General features: G+C 38.0%; 16 protein-coding genes. 7 read left to right on the forward strand and 9 right to left on the reverse strand.

Translation table 11 applies throughout. The annotated features are described in order from the left end of the window. Nucleotides 1-146 precede the first annotated feature (146 nt). Entirely contained in the window at nt 147-566 is a 420-nt protein-coding gene (locus tag H4J41_RS08405) for a BLUF domain-containing protein (protein ID WP_182135626.1), read from the forward strand. A gap of 287 nt (nt 567-853) precedes the next feature. On the opposite strand, the gene radA is transcribed toward H4J41_RS08405, so the two are convergent. Further along, nucleotides 854-2,242 (reverse strand): DNA repair protein RadA, encoded by a 1,389-nt coding sequence (gene radA, locus H4J41_RS08410; protein ID WP_182135627.1) that lies wholly within the window; start codon nt 2,240-2,242, stop codon nt 854-856. 361 nt (nt 2,243-2,603) lie between these two features. Here radA and H4J41_RS08415 point away from each other — a divergent pair, with 361 nt between their 5' ends. Beyond that, entirely contained in the window at nt 2,604-5,057 is a 2,454-nt protein-coding gene (locus H4J41_RS08415; protein ID WP_182135628.1) for a PilZ domain-containing protein, read from the forward strand. Between the two features lie 179 nt (nt 5,058-5,236). Here H4J41_RS08415 and serB read toward each other — a convergent pair whose 3' ends face one another. Then, entirely contained in the window at nt 5,237-6,271 is a 1,035-nt protein-coding gene (serB, locus tag H4J41_RS17745; RefSeq protein WP_310649785.1) for a phosphoserine phosphatase SerB, read from the reverse strand. A gap of 107 nt (nt 6,272-6,378) precedes the next feature. Between serB and H4J41_RS08425 the strand changes: the two genes are divergently transcribed. Continuing rightward, nucleotides 6,379-6,981, forward strand: coding sequence for an AhpA/YtjB family protein (locus H4J41_RS08425; RefSeq protein ID WP_182135699.1), 603 nt, complete (start codon nt 6,379-6,381; stop codon nt 6,979-6,981). 21 nt (nt 6,982-7,002) lie between these two features. Here H4J41_RS08425 and H4J41_RS08430 read toward each other — a convergent pair whose 3' ends face one another. The 7 genes from H4J41_RS08430 to H4J41_RS08460 form a co-directional block, all read right to left on the reverse strand. After that, entirely contained in the window at nt 7,003-7,812 is an 810-nt protein-coding gene (locus tag H4J41_RS08430) for a TatD family hydrolase (protein WP_259364533.1), read from the reverse strand. 94 nt (nt 7,813-7,906) lie between these two features. Then, a complete protein-coding gene (gene argS, locus H4J41_RS08435; RefSeq protein WP_182135629.1) occupies nt 7,907-9,646 on the reverse strand; it encodes an arginine--tRNA ligase in 1,740 nt (579 codons plus the stop codon). A 129-nt stretch (nt 9,647-9,775) separates the two neighbouring features. After that, nucleotides 9,776-11,356, reverse strand: a complete 1,581-nt coding sequence (gene prfC, locus H4J41_RS08440) for a peptide chain release factor 3 (RefSeq protein WP_182135630.1) — start codon at nt 11,354-11,356, stop codon at nt 9,776-9,778. 798 nt (nt 11,357-12,154) lie between these two features. Then, nucleotides 12,155-13,399 (reverse strand): MFS transporter, encoded by a 1,245-nt coding sequence (locus H4J41_RS08445; RefSeq protein ID WP_220460990.1) that lies wholly within the window; start codon nt 13,397-13,399, stop codon nt 12,155-12,157. Nucleotides 13,400-13,411: 12 nt separating this feature from the next. Next, nucleotides 13,412-14,464 carry a sugar phosphate isomerase/epimerase gene (locus tag H4J41_RS08450; protein WP_182135631.1) on the reverse strand — a complete coding sequence of 351 codons (1,053 nt, stop codon included), beginning with the start codon at nt 14,462-14,464 and terminating at the stop codon, nt 13,412-13,414. Next, a complete protein-coding gene (locus H4J41_RS08455; RefSeq protein ID WP_259364534.1) occupies nt 14,451-15,674 on the reverse strand; it encodes a Gfo/Idh/MocA family protein in 1,224 nt (407 codons plus the stop codon). The genes H4J41_RS08450 and H4J41_RS08455 overlap by 14 nt, the downstream gene beginning before the upstream one ends. 875 nt (nt 15,675-16,549) lie before the next feature. Next, nucleotides 16,550-17,344, reverse strand: a complete 795-nt coding sequence (locus H4J41_RS08460) for an AraC family transcriptional regulator (RefSeq protein ID WP_182135632.1) — start codon at nt 17,342-17,344, stop codon at nt 16,550-16,552. A gap of 355 nt (nt 17,345-17,699) precedes the next feature. On the opposite strand from H4J41_RS08460, the gene H4J41_RS08465 reads away from it, so the two are divergent. From H4J41_RS08465 to H4J41_RS08480, 4 genes are all read left to right on the forward strand, one after another. Then, nucleotides 17,700-20,576, forward strand: coding sequence for a TonB-dependent receptor (locus H4J41_RS08465; protein WP_182135703.1), 2,877 nt, complete (start codon nt 17,700-17,702; stop codon nt 20,574-20,576). 96 nt (nt 20,577-20,672) lie between these two features. Further along, complete coding sequence (locus H4J41_RS08470) at nt 20,673-22,163, forward strand: tryptophan halogenase family protein (RefSeq protein ID WP_182135633.1); 1,491 nt, start codon at nt 20,673-20,675, stop codon at nt 22,161-22,163. 1 nt (nt 22,164) lies between these two features. Then, nucleotides 22,165-23,640 carry a tryptophan halogenase family protein gene (locus H4J41_RS08475; RefSeq protein WP_182135634.1) on the forward strand — a complete coding sequence of 492 codons (1,476 nt, stop codon included), beginning with the start codon at nt 22,165-22,167 and terminating at the stop codon, nt 23,638-23,640. A 91-nt stretch (nt 23,641-23,731) separates the two neighbouring features. Continuing rightward, a complete protein-coding gene (locus H4J41_RS08480; RefSeq protein ID WP_182135635.1) occupies nt 23,732-25,417 on the forward strand; it encodes a GMC oxidoreductase in 1,686 nt (561 codons plus the stop codon). The last annotated feature ends 2 nt before the right edge of the window (nt 25,418-25,419 follow it).

Below are 25,419 nucleotides of genomic sequence, written 5' to 3' on the forward strand. Positions count from 1 at the left end.
TTTGTGAGATTTTAATAAACATTAAATTTACTCTTTCTAATTATTTAAAATTGTGAAATATTGTTCAGCAGATATTACTGAGAAGTTTGCATAATATTGTTAGGGTTTCAATCTACTTAGAATGATTAAAATGGGGTTAACTTATTATGTTTGAATTGCTTTATACAAGTATCTCTCCTGCAGGCCTATCAGAGGTCGAATTAATGGGTATGCTAAAACAGTGGCGATTAAAAAACCAAGCGCTCGATATAACCGGAATGCTGTTATATCACGACCGTGAGATCATGCAAATTCTAGAAGGAGAAGAAGATAAAGTTAAAGCACTGTTTCAAACTATTCTTATGGATAATCGACATAGAAGTATTGAAGTGATCTATGAAGGGAATATCAAAGATAGAGCTTTTGGTGAATGGTCAATGGCATTTAAGCTACTTGACGAAAATATCATCAAAATGATTTCAGCTGGTTATGAGGAATTTAACCTAAAAATGTCTCCTATTACCATGATTAAAGAGAATCCGAACCGTGGTAAGAAAACATTTTTATCCTTACGAGACATGCTTTAAAGTAAAATGAGCTACTTCATATAGTCACCAGCGTTTACAGTTTGATAGCAAAAGCTCAAATTGTGGCATAACTGAAGCCGGCGTTAGCAATATAATATTTAATCAAAATCTTTAATCCCTCTCAATTTTTCAACCTGAACCGTCGCTATCGTATTCAAGTGATCGTTAAACAAAGTGATTTTTATCACAATGTAGCGCACTTTTTCGCATTAGTGCCAATTGAACTAATGCTATTTTATGCCATTTACTGTGCAATAATCTCGCTAATTATGTCTGTTACAAAGGCGCTATTTAATCAGTTCAATTAACTCATGAATAGTTTTTACGGGTGATATTTTAGCGCCTAAGCCTTCCATCGATTTATGATAATTTCGAAACGGAATAAATATTTCAGTAAAGCCATGTTGAGCCGCTTCTTTAACCCGCGGCACACCACTGTCAATCGGACGCACATCACCATTTAAGCTCAACTCACCCATGATGCAGGTGGTTCTTGGGATAACAAATTCATTCAAGCTGCTTAACAATGCTGTCACTAACGCAAGATCAATACAGGTTTCTGACTCGTCTATTTTTAGACCGCCAATAATATTGAAAAATGTATCATGATAAATTTTGGTTTTGGTATGTTTGCGTAAAATTCCGGTTAACATCTTAATACGGTTCATATTGAGGCCAACACAAACACGTTGTGGAAACTCAGCTTCGGTTTCTGTGGTGAGACACTGAATTTCTAATAATAAGTTTCGATTGCCTTTGCGAATACAAGTAATGGCTGAGCCAGGTGATTCAGTGCTCGAGCCGGATAAAAATATTTCACTGGGATTATCAACACTGAGCATACCGCGTTCACACATTTTAAAAATGCCCACGGTATCAATGTCACCAAAGCGATTTTTATTCGCTCTTAAGGTGCGTATTTGGCCATCATTAGTGTCGATATGTAGTAAGGCGTCAACAATATGCACTAAGGTTTGAGGTCCGGCAATTTCATTGTTTTTATTAACATGGGCAATCAGAAACATAGTGACGTTATTTTGTTTACAGTATTGCGTTAACAACTGAGCGGCACCTTTTACCTGTGATGGTGAGCCTGGGCTACCATTGGCATTGTCGGTAACTACAGCTTGAATGGAGTCAATAACGGCAAACTTGATTTTCTTTTGCTCTAGCTCCTCAATAATGGCTTCAACACTGGTTTCTGACAACAAGTACAATTCGTCTGGATTATACTCAAGCTTTAAACGTTGGACCCTATTTTTGAACTGCGAAAGCGACTCTTCGGCAGTACAATAAAGTGACGGCATTATTTTTGACATACGGGCAACTAAATCGGACAGTAAGGTAGTTTTCCCCGCGCCTGGATCACCTGATACAATATTGACAGAGCCTGTGGTAACGCCGCCACATAATACTCGGTCAAGCTCACCTATGCCGGTTAATTGCTTTTCAGCCTCAGTAGAGGCTATTTCATTGATTTTTTTAGAGCCACCGCCAGTACCACCGGCATAGCCGCCGGTTGAGATACGACTTTTTGTTGGGTTTTTACTTTGGCTGGCGGGGATTTTCATCTCAGCTAAGGTATTCCATGCCCCGCATCGGCATTGTCCCTGCCAACGAGGGTAGTTCATGCCGCAATCGGTACAAACGAATTCTAATTTTGCTAACTTTGCCATTGGGCTGCCTATTGTCTAAATTTAAATTTTTTAACCTCTTGCTATGCAATCAGTCAAAATCATGACAAAACATCAAGGTGAAATGCTTAAATGCTGTTTGTCAGAAAAATTATTATGCTTTATATTCAGGGTTTTAGTTGAACTAATGTCAGTATTTAGTTTATGGTAAACAAAGTTTTTTAGTTCTACTGCTTTTAGAGCAAGTTAACAGGTATAGTTATTGCTTTGAAACAGTTAAAGATAAATTGTTTACTATTCAACGTTGAATATAGTGTTGTGGTGTTGATTTTATAACATGGTACGGATACTAAGTTAATATACGATGCGTAGTTGGCTTTATTGTAAAGATATTGAAGCGTAAATGAATAAAGATTTTTCAAAATATAAAAAAATTATTGATGAATTTAGTGGCCAAGTCTTAAACAGTGACTTTGAAACTAAATTTTATGCTGTCTCCAAGAACCTTCCGCAGACTGAACGTTTTCTGTTAAAAATGGAATTAAAACGTCTTGCTGCACCTTGTACTCGTTTGATTGATTTACGAGGTCTTGTCGATGGTGAATGTAAGATTTTTCAACATGAACAAAGGATACACTTTTTAGACAATGTGGCCAGTTTAGTTTTTACAGAAGCGTTTACGCGTTATGGCAGCTATAGTTTGGCTGTCTACGAAGCAACGATGAATACCGAAAATAACTTTCGGGTTATTTATCAAAAAGAGAAAGCTCAGCTCAGTAAAGGCTCGCCAGAAGCCAGTACTAAAATACTTGAAAAATCACAATATCCAGCAAAATTTTATAGTTTTGGTCCTTATCATAATCGCATTGAAGAGCGGATGAATTTTGTCATCTCGATTCAAGTCACTATCGGTAATGATCGAATATTTAAATGTAGCACTTTAGACTTAAGTGTCAGTGGCTGTAAGTTCAAAGTGAATGACCTCAGGCCTATTGCTATTGGTCAAAAAATCACAATACGTTTCAGTGGCTTGGAAGACCAGTTTCAACTGATGGCTGAGAGCGACTTTATTTATGAAGTTAAAAATTTGACCCTATTAGATAACATGCAGCTAGTGGGTGTTAAAAGAGCTCATCAAGACAAGTCTGGCCCCAATAGTTTTACCCAATATATGCTTAGCTTTATTCAAGAGAATAAACGTCGCTACAAAATCAATTTAGATAATACTATTAGTGCCTTGCAAGCTCGCAGTTTTGAACAATATGTGCTGCCTAAATCTAATGAACTACCTGTTTTTATTGAAAAAAACAATACTAGCTTAACGCCAAAATATGCGCTGACTTGCCCTAATAACCAAGGTCTTTATCAGTATTGGCAGGATGAACAACATAATTCGACATTATTTTGTTTAATTACACCAGAACGAATCACTCGACTTAAAAAGCTGGCGCTATCTGGACAGTCGCTATTAGTGTTTAGTTTTATTCATCAAAGCCAAGGTAAGTCATATTTTTATACTGCCGATGAACTACAGCTTGGCGATGATGCTGAATTTATGACGCAATTTTTGGCTTTTGCAGCGTCAAAAGAAAACTTCTTAATTACCCAACTGGCTTTGTTGGATGTAGTGCCAAGTCGCGGCCAGTCAAATTTTACTTTATCTAATAGTATGACTGAGAAAAACGCGTATTTAAATGCGCCACTATCTAATGAGATTCAGGCATTATTGGCTAAAACACCTTATATTGTTGTGGTAAATGATGTTACACAAAATGAAAGCGTTCAGGCATATCAATCCTTGTCTTATGAGGGCATTAACAGCGTTAAATTGAAAAAATTTGGTCATAAACGCTTAAGTGAAAAGTTGATTGTTGATAACATCGGCATAAACTATAGAAATAAGCGACAAGAGTTACGTTTTACTTATAAAACGCCAGTTCATGTTGAAATTAATGATGTTATTTTAACCGGCGTTTCTCTTGATTTTTCTCCCTCTGGTTTGAAGGTTTCACTCGATAAAACAACCATGTTGCTCAAGGGTGACATGGTTTACTTAAGTTTCCCTAAGCTACAAAAAATAACTTCAGCGTTTGCTTTAACTGACTTACCCTATGAAGTTGTGCGGGTAAATAGTGCTAAAAATATTATTAATTTACGGGTTTTTGTTCAGCAGCATCAACATATTGGCCGTAAATTTTTTAAAGCTTTGATTGATAAAAACAGCGATAAATTAACCTCTGACGAATATGATACGTTTAGCCCCGACTTAGCCAGAGCATTGCGTAATATCTACAGTGCAAGTTCAACCGTTCCTGCGCTTGTTATGCAAACAAGTGGTAGTCGTTATAAATCAGAAGTTATTGCTGGTGGAGACTGTCATAGCAACTTAATGTCAGTAATGCAGCAATTAAGTGATGGTAATTTATATTACAACTTATATCCTATCTTGGGTCACGCGGATATAATGCCAAGCTTAAGTGTTAAGCTAAAAAAAATGCAGGAAATGGACTCTCCCAGTTGCCATGTACTTTATATTGCGCTTAAGGCTAGTGTTGACACGGTAGACAAAGCGGTCAGTATAAAATTGTCTTCAGAGTTAAACAGTGAAGCATTAAAACAAGGCTTTATTCATCAGGCGCTGAAAAATGGACAATTTTTCTGTCTGATGATAAAGCTTTCACGCGTTGGCGAACCTGACATGAGCTACCTTCATCATGAATTAAGTTATATTAGTGCTTATGCACTTCATCGCGGTAAACAAATTGAACAAAATATTTGGAGTGTTTCCGGCATTGCACAAATTTTTGATATCAGCCAAGAAGCGCTTTTTCGCTATGGTTTAACGCGCAACGCTTAAAACTTTATTACTAGGGCTGATACCAAGTTGATTAATTAAGTGATCAGATTTCTCATTTTAACCATTAACCATTAACCATTAACCATTAACCATGAGCAGATAATTAATCAACTGGCGATGACATATTAACGCTGAAAATGTTGGGGCAAGTTAGCTAAGGGCTAACGGCCCCTGAAGATCTACTTAAGCCAATGCAACAAACAATCTAGGCCTGAGGTGGTAATACAAGCATCAGCTTGCGCTAGTACTAAAGGCTTAGCGTGAAAGGCAACACCTAAGTGTGCAGCGGCCATCATGACTAAATCGTTGGCACCATCGCCCATAGCAACTGTTTGTGTCGGCGCAATATTAAATTCATTTTTCAGCTGTACTAAGCAATTTGCTTTGGCTTTGGCGTCAATAACTTCACCTAGCACTTTTCCGGTTAAAAGATTATTTTTTATTTCTAAAACGTTAGCCACAGCAGCGTCAAGTGATAACATTTGTTTTAAGTGGTCGGCAAAATAGGTAAAGCCGCCTGAGGCAATAGCAACGCGCCAGTGATGTTTTTTCAGTTCGCTAACTAAGGTTTCTAAGCCTTCCATTAAGGGGATGTTACTGGCGACTTGTGCCAAAATGTTTTCAGGCGCATGCTCAAGTTTAGCAACACGTTGATGTAAACTCTGGCTGAAATCTAGCTCTCCTAACATGGCCAGTTCAGTCACTGCTGCTACTTCTTCACCAACACCGGCCAGTGCCGCTATTTCATCGATACATTCAATTTTTATGGTGGTTGAGTCCATATCCATAACCAATAAGCCAGGTATTGAAAGTGTTGGCGCATTCATTAATAACGCCGATTCAATTTGTTCACTAATATTAAAGTTGGCGAGGCGATCTCGTGCCTGTTTAATATCCTTTACTTGTACGCCAAATCGATAGCTTGTGGCGTTATTACGCTGATTAATTTTATGCAGACAGTGCAGGGTTAATTCACACACGCTCAACAAATTGACTAAGGTAGTAACTTTAAGATCACCAAAAACAATAAGCTCTAGGGTTTCTGATGAATTTTTTGGGGTTGATGATTCATTATTATCAAATAAAACAAAGGCTTGTTGCGCTTTATCAAAAACAATGGCGATATTGTTCGAGCTTGAGTCAACCGGTAGCCATTGTGTTAAATTTAAGTGCTGGATATTGTCTAAAGAAACTGATTTTTTTTGGGTTGTCACGATACTGCCTTATATGAAAAACACGATTTAAAATAACTGTCCTAGTATAAAAAGTTGAAATATGGTTCTATAATGCAGTTATAGAAATATAGGAAGCAATTCGTTTGATGAAGCAAATAGAACAGCCTTTATACCCTAAATTATCACCGATTTATAATAAAATATTACAATTAGCGCTCGCTATTTTATTGCTGGTATTTTTGATGGATTTTTGGGTAACTAGTCGTGATAGTCAGCAACAACAGATCCAAGCTCATGCCAATAAAATGGGCAAGCTTTATTTAGCGCAAGCAGCAACAAGCACCTTGCCTTATTTGGCACAAAACCCTAGCCAGTTACAGCAATATACCGACAACTTAGTGCAGCAGCCGTTAGTAAAGAGTGTGCACATTTATGGTATTACTGGGCAAAACATCGCCAGTTCAGAGCAAGCAGAATCTATTAATGATCTTTTTGGTCTTAGTCTGCGAAAAATTAACCAAACTGATGATGTGATCCCTTTTGTGCAGGAATTGCGCACAGATAAATTGCACGGCTATATTCGACTCTCACTCTATCGCTCAATATTAGCCGATGAACTGATTAAAAATAGCCGTGATCAATACGATATTATGCGTTTGTTGATGATGGTTGCCGGTGTTATTGGCTTTCTCTTAACCCGTGGTTTAAATCGTTTCAGCCGTCAAGGTTTCAGGCCACCTAGCCGTTAGTGTAAAGCATTTATGTTTTACCTAGCTTTTAGCGAAAGCTAAAGCAGTGTTTATATTCGACTCCAATGCATGGGCAAGTTCACTCGCTGATTCAGAGCGTATGCCCACCAGTGCTTGAAATACTTTGATCAGCTGTAAGGGCGAATTATCTTGGCCTTGAAAACCATATAATGGCATTGACGGTGCGTCTGTTTCCAACACTAAGCTTGCTAGTGGTAGTCGTTTTATGGCTTTAATGGTTTTTTCCGCGCGTGGATAGGTAATTGTGCCGCCGATACCCAGCTTAAAACCTAAATCAATATACTGACATGCTTGCTGGTAACTACCTGAAAAAGCGTGAATAATTCCACCTTTAGTGAGGTTTTTTTGTCGTAGCATAGCGACAATATGCTGATGCGATTTGCGATGATGAACAATAATGGGTAATTGGTAGGATTTTGCTAAGGTCAGTTGTTGTTCAAAAATTTGAATTTGCTGCGCTAAATTATTTTCTGCTTGAGCAATAACGCCATCAATACCCGCTTCACCGATAGCCACAATCTCATTGCGGTGGCTTTTAACTAAGTGTTCTAAAACAGTCAGACTATCAGCATGTAAGTCATTGAGAAACCAAGGGTGAATACCTAAACACGGATGCAATGTTAGTGTTTCACTACTGTGATTTTTTGCTAGTGTTAGTGTCTTATGCCAGTTTTTAGGGCCAATGCTAGGTATAACGATATGATAGATATTCGCTTGCTGGCATTGCTTAAGTAATTCGGGTAAATTTTCAGAAAAAGCGTCAAAATCAAGATGACAATGGCTGTCGGTAAAGCTTAGCATGTCTGTCATTTGCTCCCCCCACCTTAGGTTAACTAACCATTTTCGAAGTGTTAATTCACTTTTTTAATGAGCGAATCAACACTACCTAGTATGGCTATTTTATTTACATGCGTTCCATTACGTCAATGCCTAAAATATCTAAACCTTGTTTAAGTGTATTGGCAATTATGTAGCTTAGTGCCAGTCGCGATTGTTGTACATCACTGGCTATATCATCTTTTAATATTGGGCAGGCTTCATAAAAACTCATATAAAGACTGGCCAGTTCATATAAATAATTACACAGCAAGTTGGGTGTACATTCACTAATAACTGAGTCGATAACATTTTCTAGCTGCAATAACTTTAGTGCTAAGGCTTTTTCTTGTGGTTCAACAATAGCAATGGCGGGTAAGTTATTATTGGCTGAAAAGTCGGCTTTAGTAAAAATACTTTGAATACGTGAATAAGCATATTGTAAGTAGGGCGCGGTAGCACCTTCAAAACTCAGCATGGTTTTCCAGTTGAAAATATAATCACTGGTACGGTTTTTTGATAAATCAGCAAACTTGACCGCGCCAATACCCACTTTTTTGGCAATTTCAGTTAAATGTGCTTCGCTGTAATCAGGGTTCTTTTCAGCAATAACGGCTTTGGCTCTAATAACGGCTTCATCAAGTAATTCAGCTAGTTTTATTGTGCCACCCGTTCGTGTTTTAAATGGCTTACCGTCGTCTCCCATCATCATACCAAATGGGCAATGATCATAACTGACATGTTCAGGTAAGAAACCGGCCTTACGCGCGACAATTTCAACTTGCTTAAAGTGTAAAGCTTGACGAGCGTCAGTAAAAATAATAATACGATCAGCTTTTAACTGACCACTTCTGTAGCGACAAGCTGAAAGGTCGGTGGTGGCATATAAGTAACCGCCGCCAGACTTTTGCACGATAAATACTGAGGGATCACCATCTTTGTTGGCCATTTCATTAATAAACACAACTTTAGCGCCTTGATCTTCTACCGCTATTTTTTGTGCCATGAGTTCATCAATAACGTTTGATAAATCATTGTTATAAGCACTTTCACCCATAATATCTTTGCGGGTTAAGGTCACGTTAAGTTTTTGATAAATATCTTCACTATGGCTAATTGAAATATCAATAAACTGTTGCCAAAGTTTTGCACAATGGCCATCGCCACTTTGCAGTTTTACGACGTAATCACGAGCACGATCAGCAAAACCGTCTTCGTTATCAAAACGCACTTTCGCTTCACGATAAAAGTTTTCTAAATCTGACAGGGCAGTTTCTGCCACTTCATTAGACGCTAACTTGTCGCTTAAATGGGCTAATAACATACCAAACTGTGTACCCCAATCACCCATGTGATTTTGGCGGATAACATGTTCACCACGAAACTCAAGCGCGCGCACAACGGCATCACCAATAATGGTTGAGCGTAAATGCCCTACGTGCATTTCTTTTGCCAGGTTAGGAGCAGAGTAATCAACAACAACATTTTGAGGCTTTATTGCTTGTATTACGCCTAAATTTTTGTCATTTGATATTTCATTTAATTGCTTTGCTAACCAGCTTTTGTCTAAATGAATATTAATAAAGCCAGGGCCGGCTAATTCAACTTTTTCAGCGATACCGGTTAAGTCCAGGGCGGCAACTACTTTAGTTGCCAGTTCACGTGGATTGGTTTTTAATTTTTTAGCCGCACCCATGACACCATTAGCTTGGTAGTCACCAAAATTTGCTCGGTTAGATAAACTTATCGCAGGGTTTGTGCCTTCTGGTAAACCTGCCGCGGTCATGGCTGCGCTAACTTTTTCATTCAGGATGTTGCTAATATTCATTTAAATTAACTCTTCTTCGATTAAAGGCTCAAGTGAGCGGCGATAACTTGAGTGAATAAGCGTGATGCTTTTCATTACGCTTATGGATAAATTATCGGCTATCAATGGTTTTCACTTACAAGACACTTATTAATGCTCGCGTGTTTTGTGAAACTCAATATCTGGGTGGCGCTCTTGCGCTAGGTTTAAGTTAACCATAGTAGGGGCGATATAGGTTAAATTATTGCCACCATCAAGTGCTAGGTTATCATAAGCTTTCTTTTGAAATTGCTCTAAAGTGCGTTCATTATCACAACTACACCAACGTGCAGTTGCTACGCTGATCGGTTCATAAATAGCGTCAACTTTGTATTCAGTTTTTAAGCGTTGTACGACAACTTCAAACTGCAATACACCTACCGCACCAACGATCATATCGTTAGAGTTGAAAGGTCTAAATACTTGTACTGCACCTTCTTCTGATAATTGGATCAGGCCTTTTTGTAATTGTTTGGCTTTGAGTGGATCGCGTAAACGAATACGACGGAACATTTCTGGCGCAAAATTTGGAATACCACTAAATTTCATATCTTCACCTGCGGTAAAGGTATCGCCAATTTGAATACTACCGTGGTTATGTAAGCCAATAATATCGCCGGCATAAGCTTGCTCAACATTAGCGCGATCACCGGCCATAAAAGTTACAGCATCCGCAATTCTAACGTCTTTGCCGATGCGGACTTGTTTCATCTTCATGCCTTTTTCGTACTTGCCTGAACAAATGCGCATAAAAGCAATGCGATCACGATGTTTAGGGTCCATGTTGGCTTGAATTTTAAAGACAAAACCAGAAAACTTCTCTTCTTCAGCTCTAACAATTCGGGTGTCAGTTTCGCGCGATAATGGCTTGGGAGCCCAGCGAGTTAGACCGTTTAGCATATGGTCAACACCAAAGTTGCCCAATGCGGTACCAAAATATACCGGTGTTAATTCGCCTTTTAAAAATTCTTCATGATTAAATTCATGAGAAGCGCCAACAACCAGTGCTAATTCTTCACGTAAGTCTTCAGCGTAATTACCAATAACGGCATCTAGCTCTGGGTTATCTAAGCCTTTAATGACACGTTTTTCTTGAATAGTATGACCTTGACCTGTCTGATATAAAAATATCTCATCAGTCAAAATATTATAGACACCTTTAAACTCTTTACCCATGCCAATGGGCCAAGTAATAGGGGCACACTTTATTTTTAGTATGTCTTCAACTTCATCCATAACTTCCATTGGATCTCGCACATCGCGGTCCATTTTATTCATGAAGGTAATGATAGGGGTGTCGCGTAAACGGGTAACTTCCATCAGTTTAATGGTACGCGCTTCAACACCTTTAGCTACGTCAATCACCATTAAGCAAGAGTCGACTGCGGTCAGTGTTCGATAAGTATCTTCTGAGAAGTCTTCATGGCCGGGGGTATCGAGCAAATTGACTAAACAATTGTTATACGGAAATTGCATTACAGAAGTGGTAATTGAAATACCACGTTCTTTTTCCATTTCCATCCAGTCAGATTTTGCATGTTGTCCCGACTTTTTACCTTTCACGGTACCTGCTTTTTGTATAGCTTGACCAAAAAGTAAGACCTTTTCAGTGATAGTCGTTTTACCTGCATCAGGGTGACTAATAATAGCGAAGGTGCGTCTAAGGTCGACTTCTTGCTGTTGTACAGACATGCAAATTACCTGTTTTTAAAGTGGATGAAAAAAATTTAACTTAAATTTTAAAGCGCAACATTATAGCGAAAACAAGTGCGAAGGGCAGTAACAATATCTTGTATTGTCACTTTATTTTCTATTTTTTACCCTGATAGGCAATAGTTCTTGCTAGCCAGGGCATTTCTTTAATTGTGCTAAGGCAAATTTAAACTATTGATGTGCGCTTAATCAATGTTGGGTTAGCTTTTTTATCTAATGAATAACTAATAAACAACTAAAAAATAGTTAAGAAAGTAGTTCAGAAAGTAGTTCAGAAAATATAAATATGATCAGCCTTGAATGTTTTATAACTGATGATGTGATTTTGCTAAATAAGCTTATATTATTTAAAGTTTTTGTCTGTTCAGTGCAGTAGATATTTGATTTGTTTTAAGTAAAGGAAAGCAAAGAAAAGGAAGGCGTTGTATTGTCGGTCAAGAACAGAAATAAAAAAGGCTTACATTGCTGTAAGCCTTTTTTATACATGTGGTGCAGATAGAGAGACTCGAATTATCATGCCCTTAGGCACACCCCCCTCAATAATGTTCACATAAACGACGTAAATACTATATACACAATAGCTTACATGTAAAACTATGTTGTATTTATTTAAAAACAATAGCAGCGTCAGTCGTTTGAGACCAATAGCTTACATCTGAATTAGCAACCAGAATAGCCAGTAACTTTTCTCACCATTAAATTATTTCCGTCTGGACTTTTCATTCGCTGTTATTGATGTTCATGTAATATCATCCTCATAATACCCCTAACCTATTTTTAATTAATTTCAGCGGTCACGACAGTCCGTGACTTGTTTTTATTCATATATAAGTACAAAAATGTAAAGGCGATGATGAGTATAGCGGGGAAAATCGTAAGATTAGCTAGTACGCTTTGACCTGCTACAAGTTCTGGATCAACGCCGGCAACGATTGAAGCATTGGCTTTTGCACGAGCACTGTCTATCCAACTACCAATAACAGGATTCCATAGACTTAAGGCAAACATGCCTGCAGCACCAATCATCGACATGCCTAAAGCACCACTTTCTGGAATGTTCTCTGCAACAAATCCCACCATGGTTGGCCAAAAATACATCACGCCAATCGCAAATAATATAGCGGCAAAATAAACCATTGAACCAGTAGCAATGCTCATTGCATATATTCCCGCAGTGGCAACAATGGCCGAAAATAGAAGTACGCCAACAGGATTTAGACGATGAATAACTGGGCCCGCAAAATAACGTCCTACAGCCATTAATCCGGTAATTAATGCCATGATTAGCATAGGCGATGCACCTGATGACCCCAAAATCCTTTCAATCCATTGTTGTGTGCCTAGTTCGGCGGTAGTTGTTAACGTCATACAAATCGCTATAAAAATGAATAGCGGTGAAAATAATGCTTTTACATTGTCACGGGTAGAGCCTTTGATACGTTCAATTTCTGGAAATTGCTGTTTTAACGTCATCACGCCATATATAATTGCAGGAATTAACATGACCGCAATTTGTAATTGCCAACCTAAACTTGCATCGGTCATTGCTTTTGAAATAAGCGCTCCTACAACGATTCCACCTGGAAACCAAACATGAAATCTATTTAGCATTGTAGTTTTGTTATCTGGGTACGTTTCAGCAATCAACGGATTACACCCGGCTTCTACTGCGCCATTAGCAAAACCAATAAAGAACGTTGAAATGAGTAAGCCCCAAAATCCTTCTGCAGATATAGTTAACAGTAGACCTGCTAAGTGACATACAAAGGCAATTATCAGTAACTTTTTAGCTCCAAGGCTATTGTATAAAGCCCCTCCTATCATCATAGCGACAGGAAAACCTAAAAAAGCCATAGCGTTTACCCAACCAAGCTGACCATCGTTAAGCGAAAACTCAGCACCTAGTTGACTTAAAATACCTGCCCGTATTGCAAAGGTCATTGAAGTAACAAGTAAAGCTAAACAGCAAATGGTAAATATTCTAGATGAGTTTTTTGCGCTTATTGTTTTATTCACAGTCATAGTCTTGCTCTTTTATTTCAGCCCTAAAAGGCTTTTATTAACATTATTGTCTGTAGCTACGGCAGCAAAATCATCAAAAGCTTTGTCCGTTGGATTAATAATATGTTGGGCAATAAATATCGCCCCTTCTTTAGCTCCATCTTCTGGATGTTTAATACAACACTCCCACTCGAGTACTGCCCAACCCGTAAAACCATATTGAGTCAGTTTGCTAAAAATGGCTTTAAAGTCAATTTGACCATCGCCTAAGGAGCGAAAACGTCCTGGCCTATCTTGCCAAGATTGATAACCACCGTACACACCGCTGCGACCTGACGGATTGAACTCAGCGTCTTTAACATGAAAGGCTTTAATACGATCATGATAGATATCGATAAAAGCAAGGTAATCGAGTTGCTGTAAAACGAAGTGACTTGGATCATATAAAATATTAGCGCGAGGATGGTTATTTACCGCTTCAAGAAAGCGTTCGAAGCTTGCGCCGTCATGTAAATCTTCACCTGGATGTAATTCATAACAAACGTCAACACCAGCTTCATCAAATGCATCGAGAATAGGTAACCAGCGATTAGCTAATTCTTCAAAACCTAATTCAACTAAGCCGGGAGGTCTTTGTGGCCAAGGGTAAAAGGTTTGCCACAACAATGCGCCTGAAAACGTAGCGTGAGCTTTTAAGCCGAGTTTTTTACTCGCTTTTGCGGCAAACTTGAGCTGTTCTATTGCCCACTCAGTTCTAGCCACAGGGTTATTTCGCATCGCTTCGGGTGCAAAACCATCGAACATTTTATCGTAAGTAGGGTGTACCGCGACTAGTTGCCCTTGAAGATGCGTAGAAAGCTCGGTTATAACTAAACCAGCACGGGCAACTATCGCCGTTATTTCATCACAGTAGTTTTGACTTTTTGCCGCTTTCTCTAAGTCGATAAGTTTAGGGATCGCGGGTAATTGAATTCCCTTATAACCTAAATCCGCCGCCCAATGACATAATGAAGACAAATCATTAAATGGTGCTTCATCGCCAATAAATTGCGCAATTAAAATAGCAGGGCCTTTAATTTTTTCCATTTTCTTTCCCATAAATATTATCGTTCGTTATGTTTTGTAGCTTTCGTGGTATTAGTGAAAACGGGTGCCACTTTACTTCAGACTGACTCGCGGCCACTACATTCTCTATAAAAGCCATACCTCTAATAGCAGATTTTATGTCTGGAACATCGTTCATCGCAGCGATATTAGTGTCACGGGTGTTACCAAATAATCTACTGCGTATTTGATATGAAAACTGTGTATATATATTGGCGAAAGCTTCTAAATAACCTTCGGGGTGGCCTGCAGGAGTTCTCATGTTCGCTTGCGTTATCGCATCCATTTCACCAACACCTGCACGTATAAGTTGGCTCGGTTTGTCAGCGAATTTCATCAACACACTATTTGGTTCAAGCTGCGCCCATTCAATACTCGCTGTTTCACCATAAACGCGTATTTTAAGACTATTTTCTTCGCCTACTGATATTTGACTGGCAAGTAAAACACCTTGAGCTCCTGTATTAAAACGTAATAAAACGCTCCCATCGTCGTCAAGTACTCGCCCAGCAACATGGCTAGATAAATCAGCACAAACATCGGTAATAACTAGGCCAGTTACATACTCAACAAGGTTAGATGCATGAACACCTATATCGCCCATGCAACAACTAATACCTGCTATTTTAGGGTCTAAGCGCCATGTCGCTTGTTTACTACCTTCATCGTTTTTGGTGGCTAACCAGCCTTGTGGATATTCAACAACAACCTTTTTAATTTTTCCTATTTGCCCTTGTTTAATACGAGCTTTGGCTTCTTTCACCATAGGGTAGCCCGTATAAGTGTGTGTTAAGCCGTACAATAATCCGGTTTTTTCAATAATGTCTTGTAGCGCTAGCGTTTGTGATAAATCAACCGTTGCAGGTTTATCTGACATCACATGAAAGCCATTTTCTAGCGCCATTTTTGCAACAGGAAAGTGCAGATGATTAGGTGTGACAATAGCGACCATATCCATGCGTTTATCATCACCAAGTTGTGCTTCTTGCTCGAACATTTCTTGATAGGACGCGTAACATCTACTTTCATCTAAATATAATGCTTTGCCTGAGGCAATAGAGTTAGCGGGATCTGAACTAAAAGCACCACATACTAATTCAATTTGATTATCTAACTGTGCAGCAATCCGATGAATAGCGCCAATAAAAGCGCCCTGTCCACCACCAACCATACCCATTCTAATTTTTCGCATAAATAGTTAACTCTTTTTGAAATATAAGTTCCAACACTGCCATTTAGTCATAAGTTAACGACCTTCCTATTAGTGATTATTTACTATAAGGATATTTCACTGTGTTGTGTTAAGAACAAATCGGTTTTTTATGCAACAAAATCGGCGTTGTATACTTTATAACAAACGCTGCGCTGAGTTATTATAGATACGCAGCCCATTAGAAGTTGCTAATAATGGAATAACTTCATAGATGTGCTATGTCACCAAACAGTAACCTCAAATTTGCGAAAAAGTTAGTACTAAATGGGTTAATGTTCATTGATTTTTTAAAACGGTTAACCAGATTTTATGGTGAACGTTAGCGTCGATTGATAAAAATCCGTCTTGATTTTTGCAATGTTCTAGCTAGAAACTGCCGATTTGTTCTCCGCTCTTTAAGACAATCGAAGCCATATCTTTATTTTCTGCCGAAAGTACCTGTTTGACATGTCCTTGCATATAGCTACCCCCTCATTTATCAACACAATGCGGGTAAAGACTGTAGCGGAAATATTTATGTAACAACCAAGCGAGAAATACCAGAAATAAAAGGTGGGCAAGTGGTTGTTATATTTTATAAACAACACAAGGAGGTGGGTATATTAAAAGTACCCGGTATTCATATTGTTACTAATATGTCTTTTGGCGGGGATGTCCGAAAACACTCTTTGTGACAGGGCTAACCGCACCAATGGATGGGAATAAACTCCGTCAATCTGGTGATAAGGCTTGTTTAAAAGCCGATATTCATACCACCAAACTTAATGTACAAGGCTTCCTTTTTTAAATGTTTTTTTAACTGTTTTTAAAAAAACATTAAATATAAGTATGTAGATACCTATGGTGTTGCCGTTTTACCCTAATTCAGTATTCCCTTTTGTGTTGTTACTTAACGTTTGATTCGAATAATACTCTTGGCGAAATGCGGAAGGGCTTTGTTCGAATAACTTTTGAAACTGGCGACTAAAATAACTGTGATCGGCAAAGCCAGTATCATTAGCTATATTGGCAATAGCTATATTGGTTTCAATTAATAGGCGTCTCGCATTTTCTAACCGTACTTCATTAATGAATTGTTTAGGTGTTTTACCTAGAAATTTTTTGAAACGACGTTCTAATGCGCTAATAGATAGGTGTGTTATATCAGCGAGTTCTTCCAAACAGATTTTTTGCATATAGTTTTTTCGTACATAAGCTACAGGCTCTTTTAAAGCATCCATTCCAGCCAGTACCAATGACGTTTTTTCTAAATGTCGTGTAATTCCATAAGAACCGATGGGTTTGCCTTGCTCATTAAATAAAGGTCTTTTGGAAGTAGTAAACCAAGCAATGTCGCCTGATTTTGTATGATTCATTTCTAAACGGTTATTGACCGTTTCGCCATGCATCACTTTTTGATCGTCAACATTATACTGTTTAGCCATGTGTGCCGGAGAAAAGTCAAAATCACTTAACCCTATTACTTGAACGAGCGACGTTACCCCAAGGTGCTCTAAAAAGAACTGATTTGCATAAACAAAACAATTTTTCTCATCTTTTACCCAAAAAAGCACATCAGGCATCAAATCAAACATTTCAATAATTTGTTTAACGCTAAACTGATTAATAAACTTATCTACACAGGCTGTCGACATGTTTTTTTTGGTCATATTGTCCACTTAAATATAGGCTAACGAAGCAAAGTAATAGTTAGGAAGTTAACAGTGTATGAAGTTATGATAAAATATACAACGCCGATTTTGTCATATAAAAAACCGATTTCCTATTAACACAACACTGAAGAATGAATTTATAGTAAATAATCACTTCAGTATAAATGTTCAATTTTGGTCAATGTTCAATTTTGGTCTGAGGAAACATTAGTTTTTATTCTAAAAATGCAGTGAAGTGAGCTACAGCCTTGAAAAACGGCGATATACTTATATCAATAATAATAAAACAGTGGGAAATAAAAACGTGAAATACAAACAAAAAAATTACTCTAAAGTATTCAAACCTGCCCTAATGTCTATTGCGGTATCCTCAGCTATTTTATCAACACAAGTACTATCTCAAAGTTTAAATACAATAGAAAATGAACAAGAGATAGAAGAAATTACAGTAACAGGTATTAGAGGTGCTTTAGTTAGAGCACAAGCAATTAAAATGGATAGCACATCGATAGTTGAAGCGATATCGAGTGAAGATATTGGTAAATTGCCTGATTCGTCTATTGCTGAATCTTTAGCGCGTTTATCTGGTTTATCGGGTGAAAGAGTTGGCGGACGTACCTCGGGTATTTCTGTTCGTGGTTTTAAGGAAGATTTTACGGGTACGTCATTAAATGGTCGCGAACTTATAGGTATTGGTGACAATAGAGGTGTTGAATACGATTTATATCCGTCAGAAATTATGACAGGTGCTACCGTATATAAAACATCTGATGCTTCTCTTATGGTTCAAGGTATTGGTGGAACTGTTGATTTACAATCTGTTAGACCTTTATCATCAGTCGAAACATTAACATTTAATGGTAATTATGAAGTCAGTGGAAGAGATTCTGATAACCCTGAATTTACGAATAAGGGTAAGCGTTTTTCTTTATCTTTTGTGGAAAAGTTTGCAGACGACACTATCGGTTTAGCCGTAGCGCTAGCAAGTACAGAGTCGCCTAACAATCAAAGAAAATACGGTGTTTGGGGTTATGCTGAAAATGCTGATGGGCAAATGTTACCCACCGGTATCGATTCACAATCAATTAGTACCGTATTGGAAAGAGACACCATTTCTGCTGTTCTACAGTATCAGCCAACTGAAGACATTAACCTTGTACTTGATGTACTAGATATTGATTATGCTGATTCAGGTGTGCTTCGAGGTTTTATTGAACCATTCTCTTCAGAAGACGTGACAGGAACTGGTGTTTCGTCATCTGGTACACAGGTGCTTGCCAACCCAGTACTTCGAACCGATCCTCTACAAAAGAATGGAGAGTTAAGGGTATATGGCTTAAACCTAGAATATAACGTAGATGATATGTGGTCGGTAGAGCTAGATGTGGCTCATAGTAAATCTAAAAAGCGCGATGCAAGAGCTGAATCTTATGCGGGTCTTGCACGCTCTGGTGCACTTGACTCATCTCAATTAGGTTCTAGAGAATTTGTAATGGGGGCTGACGGCATTATGTTTACTGATTCGGAAGGGCTTGATGCGTTTTCTAATCCTGATGCCCTTCAACTAACAGGCCCACAAACCTGGGGAGGCGGGCTTGCGAATTTAGCCGACCAATTTACAACATCTGTAACGCAAGCAAATGGAGACCCTTATAGTTATTTTAACGCACAAGATGGGTTCTATAATTACGCCAATTTTAATGAAGAATTAACTACAGCTAAGTTTCAAGTGAACGGCATGTTAGACGGTGATTTTTTTACCAAGATACTCGTTGGCATAAACTATAGCGACAGAACGAAAGATAAAGAAAATAAAGGGTTATTTGCAACAGCTACCGCTTATCCATTATCAACATCCATCCCTTCAGATTATGTTTATGGACTTGCAGATTTAACTTGGGCTGGATTGGGAAAAGTTGTCGCTTATGATGGTTTTGCTCCATATAAAGATGGTACCTATACGTTAAATGATGCAGGTTTATTAGAGCCTGACCGTTTGGGCGATACCTATATTGTTGAAGAACAAGTAACAACATTATTTGCAAAAATTGACTTTGAAACTGAGCTTAGTGGTTTTTTTATCAGAGGTAATTTTGGCGCTCAATATATTACGACTGACCAATCTTCTTCAGGCTTTATTGGTGTTGTAGGTTCAAATTTTACTGTTTGTGATGAAAACAATGACAATAAAATTGATACTGATTGTATAACAGAGCAAGGTGATGACTATTCGCACTTTTTACCAAGTGTGAATGTTAGTATTGAAGTCGGTGAAAATCAATTTTTAAGATTGGCTGCAAATAAAACAATTAGCCGCGCACGAATAGACCAAATGAAAGCATCTGGTTTTGTTAAGTTTGGTCAAAGTATTGATTCTATTGCTGTGCCTAACACAGAAGCTGCTGTTGATCTTTATGGGTCACCTTGGTCTAAATTTTCAGGTAATCCATTGTTACGTCCTTTAGAAGCGCATAATTTTGATATTTCATTTGAAAATTATTTTGAAGGTGAAGGGTATATCTCTATTGCTGGCTTTTATAAAGATTTAGTGAATTGGACTCGAGATGGTAACGCACTGATTGACTTTACAAACGATAGTACTAATGACGGAGCTAATTACTTCATTCCTGGTTTTCATGATCGTGTAATTGATCAAGATGGTGTTTATGGTCCTGCTGATATTCAATATTCTGCGGGTGACATAGCGACTCCTCCTGACTTAGGTTATTACTCGTATTTTGAAGATGGGCTTACGGGCAAGGTTAAAGGTATAGAGCTAACAGCCAATATACCAATGAGCCTTATTTTTGATGGATTAGATGGATTCGGTATTTCTTCTTCAGGTACGCTAATCGATGCAAAACTTGAAGATGGCACAAAGATCCCAGGACAATCTGATCATGTGTATTCATTTACGGGTTATTACGAGAATGAAGGCTTTGAAGTAAGAATTGCTGGAACAAATCGTTCTGAATTTGATACTTACGAACGAGGTGGTTCTAATAAAATATCAACCGCAACTCGACAAGGTGTTACATTAATCGATGCTCAAGTGAGCTACGACTTTGCTAACAGCAGTTATTCTTCTCTACAAGGTTTGAGAGTGTCACTTCAAGGGACAAACTTAACCGATGAAGATGAAGAAACGATTGACGATAACGGTATTGTAACAACACGTCGTCAATTTGGTCCGGCCTTTATGGTAAATTTTAACTATTCTTTTTATTAAATAAATTGTATTAAGGCCTCTTTATAGAGGCCTTATTTTATGGATTGATATTTAAATATTTAAATTAACGAAAATAGTAGAGTAAAGGAAAATATTGTGTCAAACGATATTAGAAACGTTGTAATAGCAGGAGGTGGAACGGCTGGTTGGATGACAGCATCACTGATGCGTAAAGTTCTCCCTGAATCTATTCATATTACGCTGATTGAATCAGAACAAATAGGGATAGTAGGTGTTGGCGAAGCCACGATACCCCCCATACATATTTTCAATAATTACATCGGGTTAGATGAAAAAGAATTTCTGATTGAAACCAAAGCGACAATAAAGCTAGCAATTAAATTTGAACACTGGAAAAAACAAGGTGAGCATTATTTTCATACCTTCGGGGCACCAGGTGCAAATATAGGTTTTTGTAGCTTTCAACATTATTTTTTTAGAGCAAAAAAAGCAGGATTATCCGCGTCTATTTGGGATTTTGATTTAAATTACTTGTGCAGTGCATCAGCCAAATTTAATAAAATAAATACCAAAAATCCTTTGTATGATCTTCAATACGCTTATCATTTTGACTCTGAATTATACGGAAAATTATTACGTAGAAAATCTGAGCAGGCAGGCGTTAGAAGAATTGAAGGGATTATTGATCATATAAAAATTGACCCAATAACCGGCTTTATAGACAAACTTAAATTAAAAACAGGCGTAGAAGTTGAAGGTGATTTATTTATTGACTGTACTGGACAAAGAGGCTTATTAATTAAAGAGGCTTTAGGGGTTGCTTACGAAAGTTGGAGTAAATACTTACCGGCAGATAGTGCCATTGCAGTGCCTACCGAACGTCTTGAATCACCTCTGCCTTATACTAAAAGTATCGCTCATGATATTGGTTGGCAGTGGCAAATTCCTTTAGCTCATCGTAACGGAAATGGCATTGTTTATAGCTCTCAATACACGAGTGACGATATTGCACTGCAAACGTTAACCTCTAATTTACACGGAAAAATGTTAGATACACCAAAGACCATTCGATTTAACACGGGGCGTTCTGAAAAGCAGTGGCATAAAAATGTTATTGCCATTGGTATGTCGAGTGGTTTTTTAGAGCCTTTAGAGTCAACTAGTATTCACTTAATTCAATCGAGTATTGTTAGGTTGTTAAAAATGTTTCCTAACCATGGAATTAAAGAAGAGGTTGTATCTTTATATAACAGTGAGTCTAAAAAAGAACTGGAGCAAATTCGAGATTTTATCATTCTTCATTATCACGTGAATGAGCGAAATGGCGATGACTTTTGGAACGACATGAAAAATATGGATGTCCCTTCACGTTTGAAACAAAAGATTGGTGCTTTTAAGGAAAGTGCAATAATTTCAAATGATGAAAATGACATTTTTAAAGACTCGTCATGGTTACAAGTGATGTTAGGACAAGGCGTAACCCCTGATGATTATCACCCTTGCGCAGATGCGTTTGATGATACACAAATCTTACATATAATGAATGAGATTAAAACGGCAAAGCATAAGCCATTGAAAGATATGTTGAAGTGCGAAGACTTTCTCAAATTATATACGGCTTATTAATATGTCGACGTTAAAGAAAATAGTGATATTAGGTGGCGGCACGGCCGGTTGGATGGCCGCAAACCTAATGGCAAAAAAGTGGAAAAACAAACCCATAGCGATTTATTTAATTGAATCTCCCTGTATTGGTATTGTGGGTGTGGGGGAAGGGTCAACGCCCACATTAAAAGCATTTTTTAATCAGATGAATATAGCAGAATCTGAATGGATGCCTGCATGCAACGCAACCTATAAATTAAATATTCGTTTTAATGGTTGGAGCCCATCAAGTCCGCTAAATAGTTATTCGCACCCTTTTAAATCTCAGGTAGATGTTCACAGCGAACGATCTTTTTTTGTAAATTGTTTAACACGTAGGATGGGATTAAACGTAACAACAGATCCAGAACTGTTTTTTTTAAATGGGGTATTGGCTCAAAAAAAATTAAAGCCTGAAGCGGCTATAAATTTTCCGTTTAACACAGAATATGGTTATCACTTTGATTCAGCGCTATTAGGTACTTTTTTAAAAGAGAAAGCCGTTGCTTTAGGTGTAACGCATTATCAAGGCAAAGTAACCTCTGTTGAACAGCATATTGATGGTTCAATAAAACACTTAGTAACCGATGCAAACAACGTTTTTGAGGGCGATTTTTTTATCGATTGTTCTGGGTTTGAAGCTGTACTTATGCGACAAAAACTAAAGGTTAAGTTTACCTCTTTTAGCGATAATTTATTCAATGATTCAGCTGTCGTTATACCTACAAACACGCCGTATGATAACAGTATTGAAACCATTTCTACGGCACTTAGTGCAGGTTGGGCGTGGGAAATACCTCTAGCGAATCGACAAGGTAATGGCTATGTTTATAGTTCTCAATTTATAGACAGTGACAAAGCAGAAAGAGAATTAAGGGATCATTTAGGCATTATAGATAAAGACGTAAATGCCAAACATTTAAAAATGAATATTGGGCAATTAGAGAGCCACTGGAGTAAAAATTGTTTGGCACTAGGGCTTTCTCAAGGGTTTATAGAACCATTAGAAGCCACGGCATTACATTTAGTACAAACCAGTATTGATAGTTTTATTACACTGTTTGAACAAGGTGATTTTACCAATAAATATCAAACGACCTACAATAAAATAGTCAATGAACGGTTTGAAAGCGTCAGAGATTATATCGTTGCGCATTATAAGTTAAATAGTCGGCATGACAGTGATTACTGGAAGGAAAATAGAGAAAACCTCATATTATCAGATGCTCTTTTGCATATATTAGACTGTTGGTATAAAGGAAAGGAATTAACGCAAGAAGTGGTGATGAGCCAAACAGGTTCACAATTCTCATTGTCGTCTTGGCATTGCCTATTAGCCGGTAACAATGTTTTTCCTTCTTTAGCGGTAAAGCAGCCAGGGGTTGGAGACTTATACCGAGAATATCAATTAGAAAAATTTTACGCTAATTGCTCATTAAATTTTGCATCAATTATTTAATATTCAACGCAATACATAATTAAACAAACAAAAAAAACGGGTGTATACCTGATTTACTGATTAACTAAAATACTGTCCGAGGGGATTTAAAATGGAAAGTAATTATTACGATGCTATCGTCGTTGGTTCGGGGATAAGTGGTGGCTGGGCCGCAAAAGAACTTACAGAAAAAGGTCTTAAAGTTTTAATGCTCGAAAGAGGAAGAAACATAGATCACATAACAGGTTATGAAAATGCGCATAAAGAAGCATGGGATTACCCACATCGTGGCGAACGCACACAAGAAATGGTAAAAAATCATCCGGTGCTATCACGAGATTTTCCACTGAATGAGCCAACGTTTGGTATGTGGGCCAATGAACAAGAATCGCCGTACGTAGAAAAAAAACGATTTGATTGGTACAGAGGCTATCACGTAGGCGGCCGATCTTTATTATGGGGTCGTCAAAGTTATAGATTGAATCCAGAAGACTTTATGGCTAATGCCAAAGAAGGGATAGCGGTTGATTGGCCTATTCGATATGAAGATATTTCACCTTGGTATGATTATGTTGAACGCTATGCCGGAATAAGTGGAAATAGAGATGGCTTAGATGTTTTACCTGACGGTCAGTATCAACCAGCCATATTATTGAATTGTGTAGAGAAAGAAGTCGCAGCACGTATAAAAAAAGCCTACAAAAGCTCTCGCCATTTAATATCAGGTCGCACGGCAAATATGACTCAACCTAAGCCAGAACAAAATAGGTTGAATTGTCAGTACCGTAATAAATGTTGGTTAGGTTGTCCGTTTGGTGGATATTTTAGTACGCAATCTTGTACGTTGCCAGCGGCAGTAAAAACAGGAAATTTAACTCTTCGCCCATTCTCAATTGTAAAAGAAATTCTTTATGATAAAGACAAGAAAAGAGCGACAGGTGTATCGGTTATTGATGCTGAAACTCACGAGGTGTACGAGTTTAAAAGTAAAATTATTTTTGTAAATGCGTCAACACTTAATTCTGCTTGGTTGCTCATGAATTCTGCTACAGATGTTTGGGAAGGAGGCTTAGGGAGTAGTAGTGGCGAGCTAGGGCATAATGTAATGGATCACCATTTTAAGGTAGGTGCTCAGGCTGAAGTAGAAGGCTTTGACGATTTGTATCACTATGGGCGTCGTCCGAGCGGATTTTATATTCCACGTTTTCGTAATTGGGGATCTGATAAACGAAATTACCTTAGAGGTTTTGGTTATCAAGGTTCAGCAAGTCGACAAGGTTGGGGGCAAGATGTTGCAGAAATGGGGATAGGTAAAAACCTTAAAGATACGATAACCGAGCCTGGTTCCTGGACCATTGGTATGACAGCGTTTGGTGAAATGTTACCAGATCATAGTAATCATGTTTATTTGAATCATAAAAAGAGAGATAAATGGGGATTACCTGTGCTTGAAATGAATGTTGAAATTAAGCAAAACGAAATTAATATGCGCAAAGACATGCTGCAAGATGCGGTAGAGATTTTTGAATCAGCCGGCTTAAAAAATGTACGCGGTTATGAAAGTGATTATCACCCCGGTATGGGCATTCATGAAATGGGTACCGCTCGAATGGGCAGAGATCCAAAAACCTCTGTGCTTAATAGCCATAATCAAGTATGGGATGCACTGAATGTATTCTTAACCGACGGTGCTTGTATGACATCAGGCTCTTGCGTGAACCCATCGCTAACCTACATGGCATTAACAGCACGTGCAGCACATTTTGCTGTAGACGAATTAAAAAAAGGTAATTTATAGTC

The sequence above is a fragment of the Colwellia sp. MB3u-45 genome (genome assembly GCF_014077005.1).
In the GTDB taxonomy this organism is placed as follows: domain Bacteria; phylum Pseudomonadota; class Gammaproteobacteria; order Enterobacterales; family Alteromonadaceae; genus Cognaticolwellia.

Excerpts from the sequence above, each read along its gene's own strand:
- radA (WP_182135627.1), bottom strand. The coding sequence starts at position 2,242 with ATGGCAAAGTTAGCAAAATTAGAATTCGTTTGTACCGATTGCGGCATG.
- H4J41_RS08430 (WP_259364533.1), bottom strand. The coding sequence starts at position 7,812 with ATGACAGACATGCTAAGCTTTACCGACAGCCATTGTCATCTTGATTTT.
- argS (WP_182135629.1), bottom strand. The coding sequence starts at position 9,646 with ATGAATATTAGCAACATCCTGAATGAAAAAGTTAGCGCAGCCATGACC.
- H4J41_RS08445 (WP_220460990.1), bottom strand. The coding sequence starts at position 13,399 with ATGACTGTGAATAAAACAATAAGCGCAAAAAACTCATCTAGAATATTT.
- H4J41_RS08405 (WP_182135626.1), top strand. The coding sequence starts at position 147 with ATGTTTGAATTGCTTTATACAAGTATCTCTCCTGCAGGCCTATCAGAG.
- H4J41_RS08475 (WP_182135634.1), top strand. The coding sequence starts at position 22,165 with ATGTCGACGTTAAAGAAAATAGTGATATTAGGTGGCGGCACGGCCGGT.
- prfC (WP_182135630.1), bottom strand. The coding sequence starts at position 11,356 with ATGTCTGTACAACAGCAAGAAGTCGACCTTAGACGCACCTTCGCTATT.
- H4J41_RS08450 (WP_182135631.1), bottom strand. The coding sequence starts at position 14,464 with ATGGAAAAAATTAAAGGCCCTGCTATTTTAATTGCGCAATTTATTGGC.
- H4J41_RS08465 (WP_182135703.1), top strand. The coding sequence starts at position 17,700 with ATGTCTATTGCGGTATCCTCAGCTATTTTATCAACACAAGTACTATCT.
- H4J41_RS08415 (WP_182135628.1), top strand. The coding sequence starts at position 2,604 with ATGAATAAAGATTTTTCAAAATATAAAAAAATTATTGATGAATTTAGT.
- H4J41_RS08480 (WP_182135635.1), top strand. The coding sequence starts at position 23,732 with ATGGAAAGTAATTATTACGATGCTATCGTCGTTGGTTCGGGGATAAGT.
- H4J41_RS08460 (WP_182135632.1), bottom strand. The coding sequence starts at position 17,344 with ATGACCAAAAAAAACATGTCGACAGCCTGTGTAGATAAGTTTATTAAT.
- H4J41_RS08425 (WP_182135699.1), top strand. The coding sequence starts at position 6,379 with ATGAAGCAAATAGAACAGCCTTTATACCCTAAATTATCACCGATTTAT.
- H4J41_RS08455 (WP_259364534.1), bottom strand. The coding sequence starts at position 15,674 with ATGCGAAAAATTAGAATGGGTATGGTTGGTGGTGGACAGGGCGCTTTT.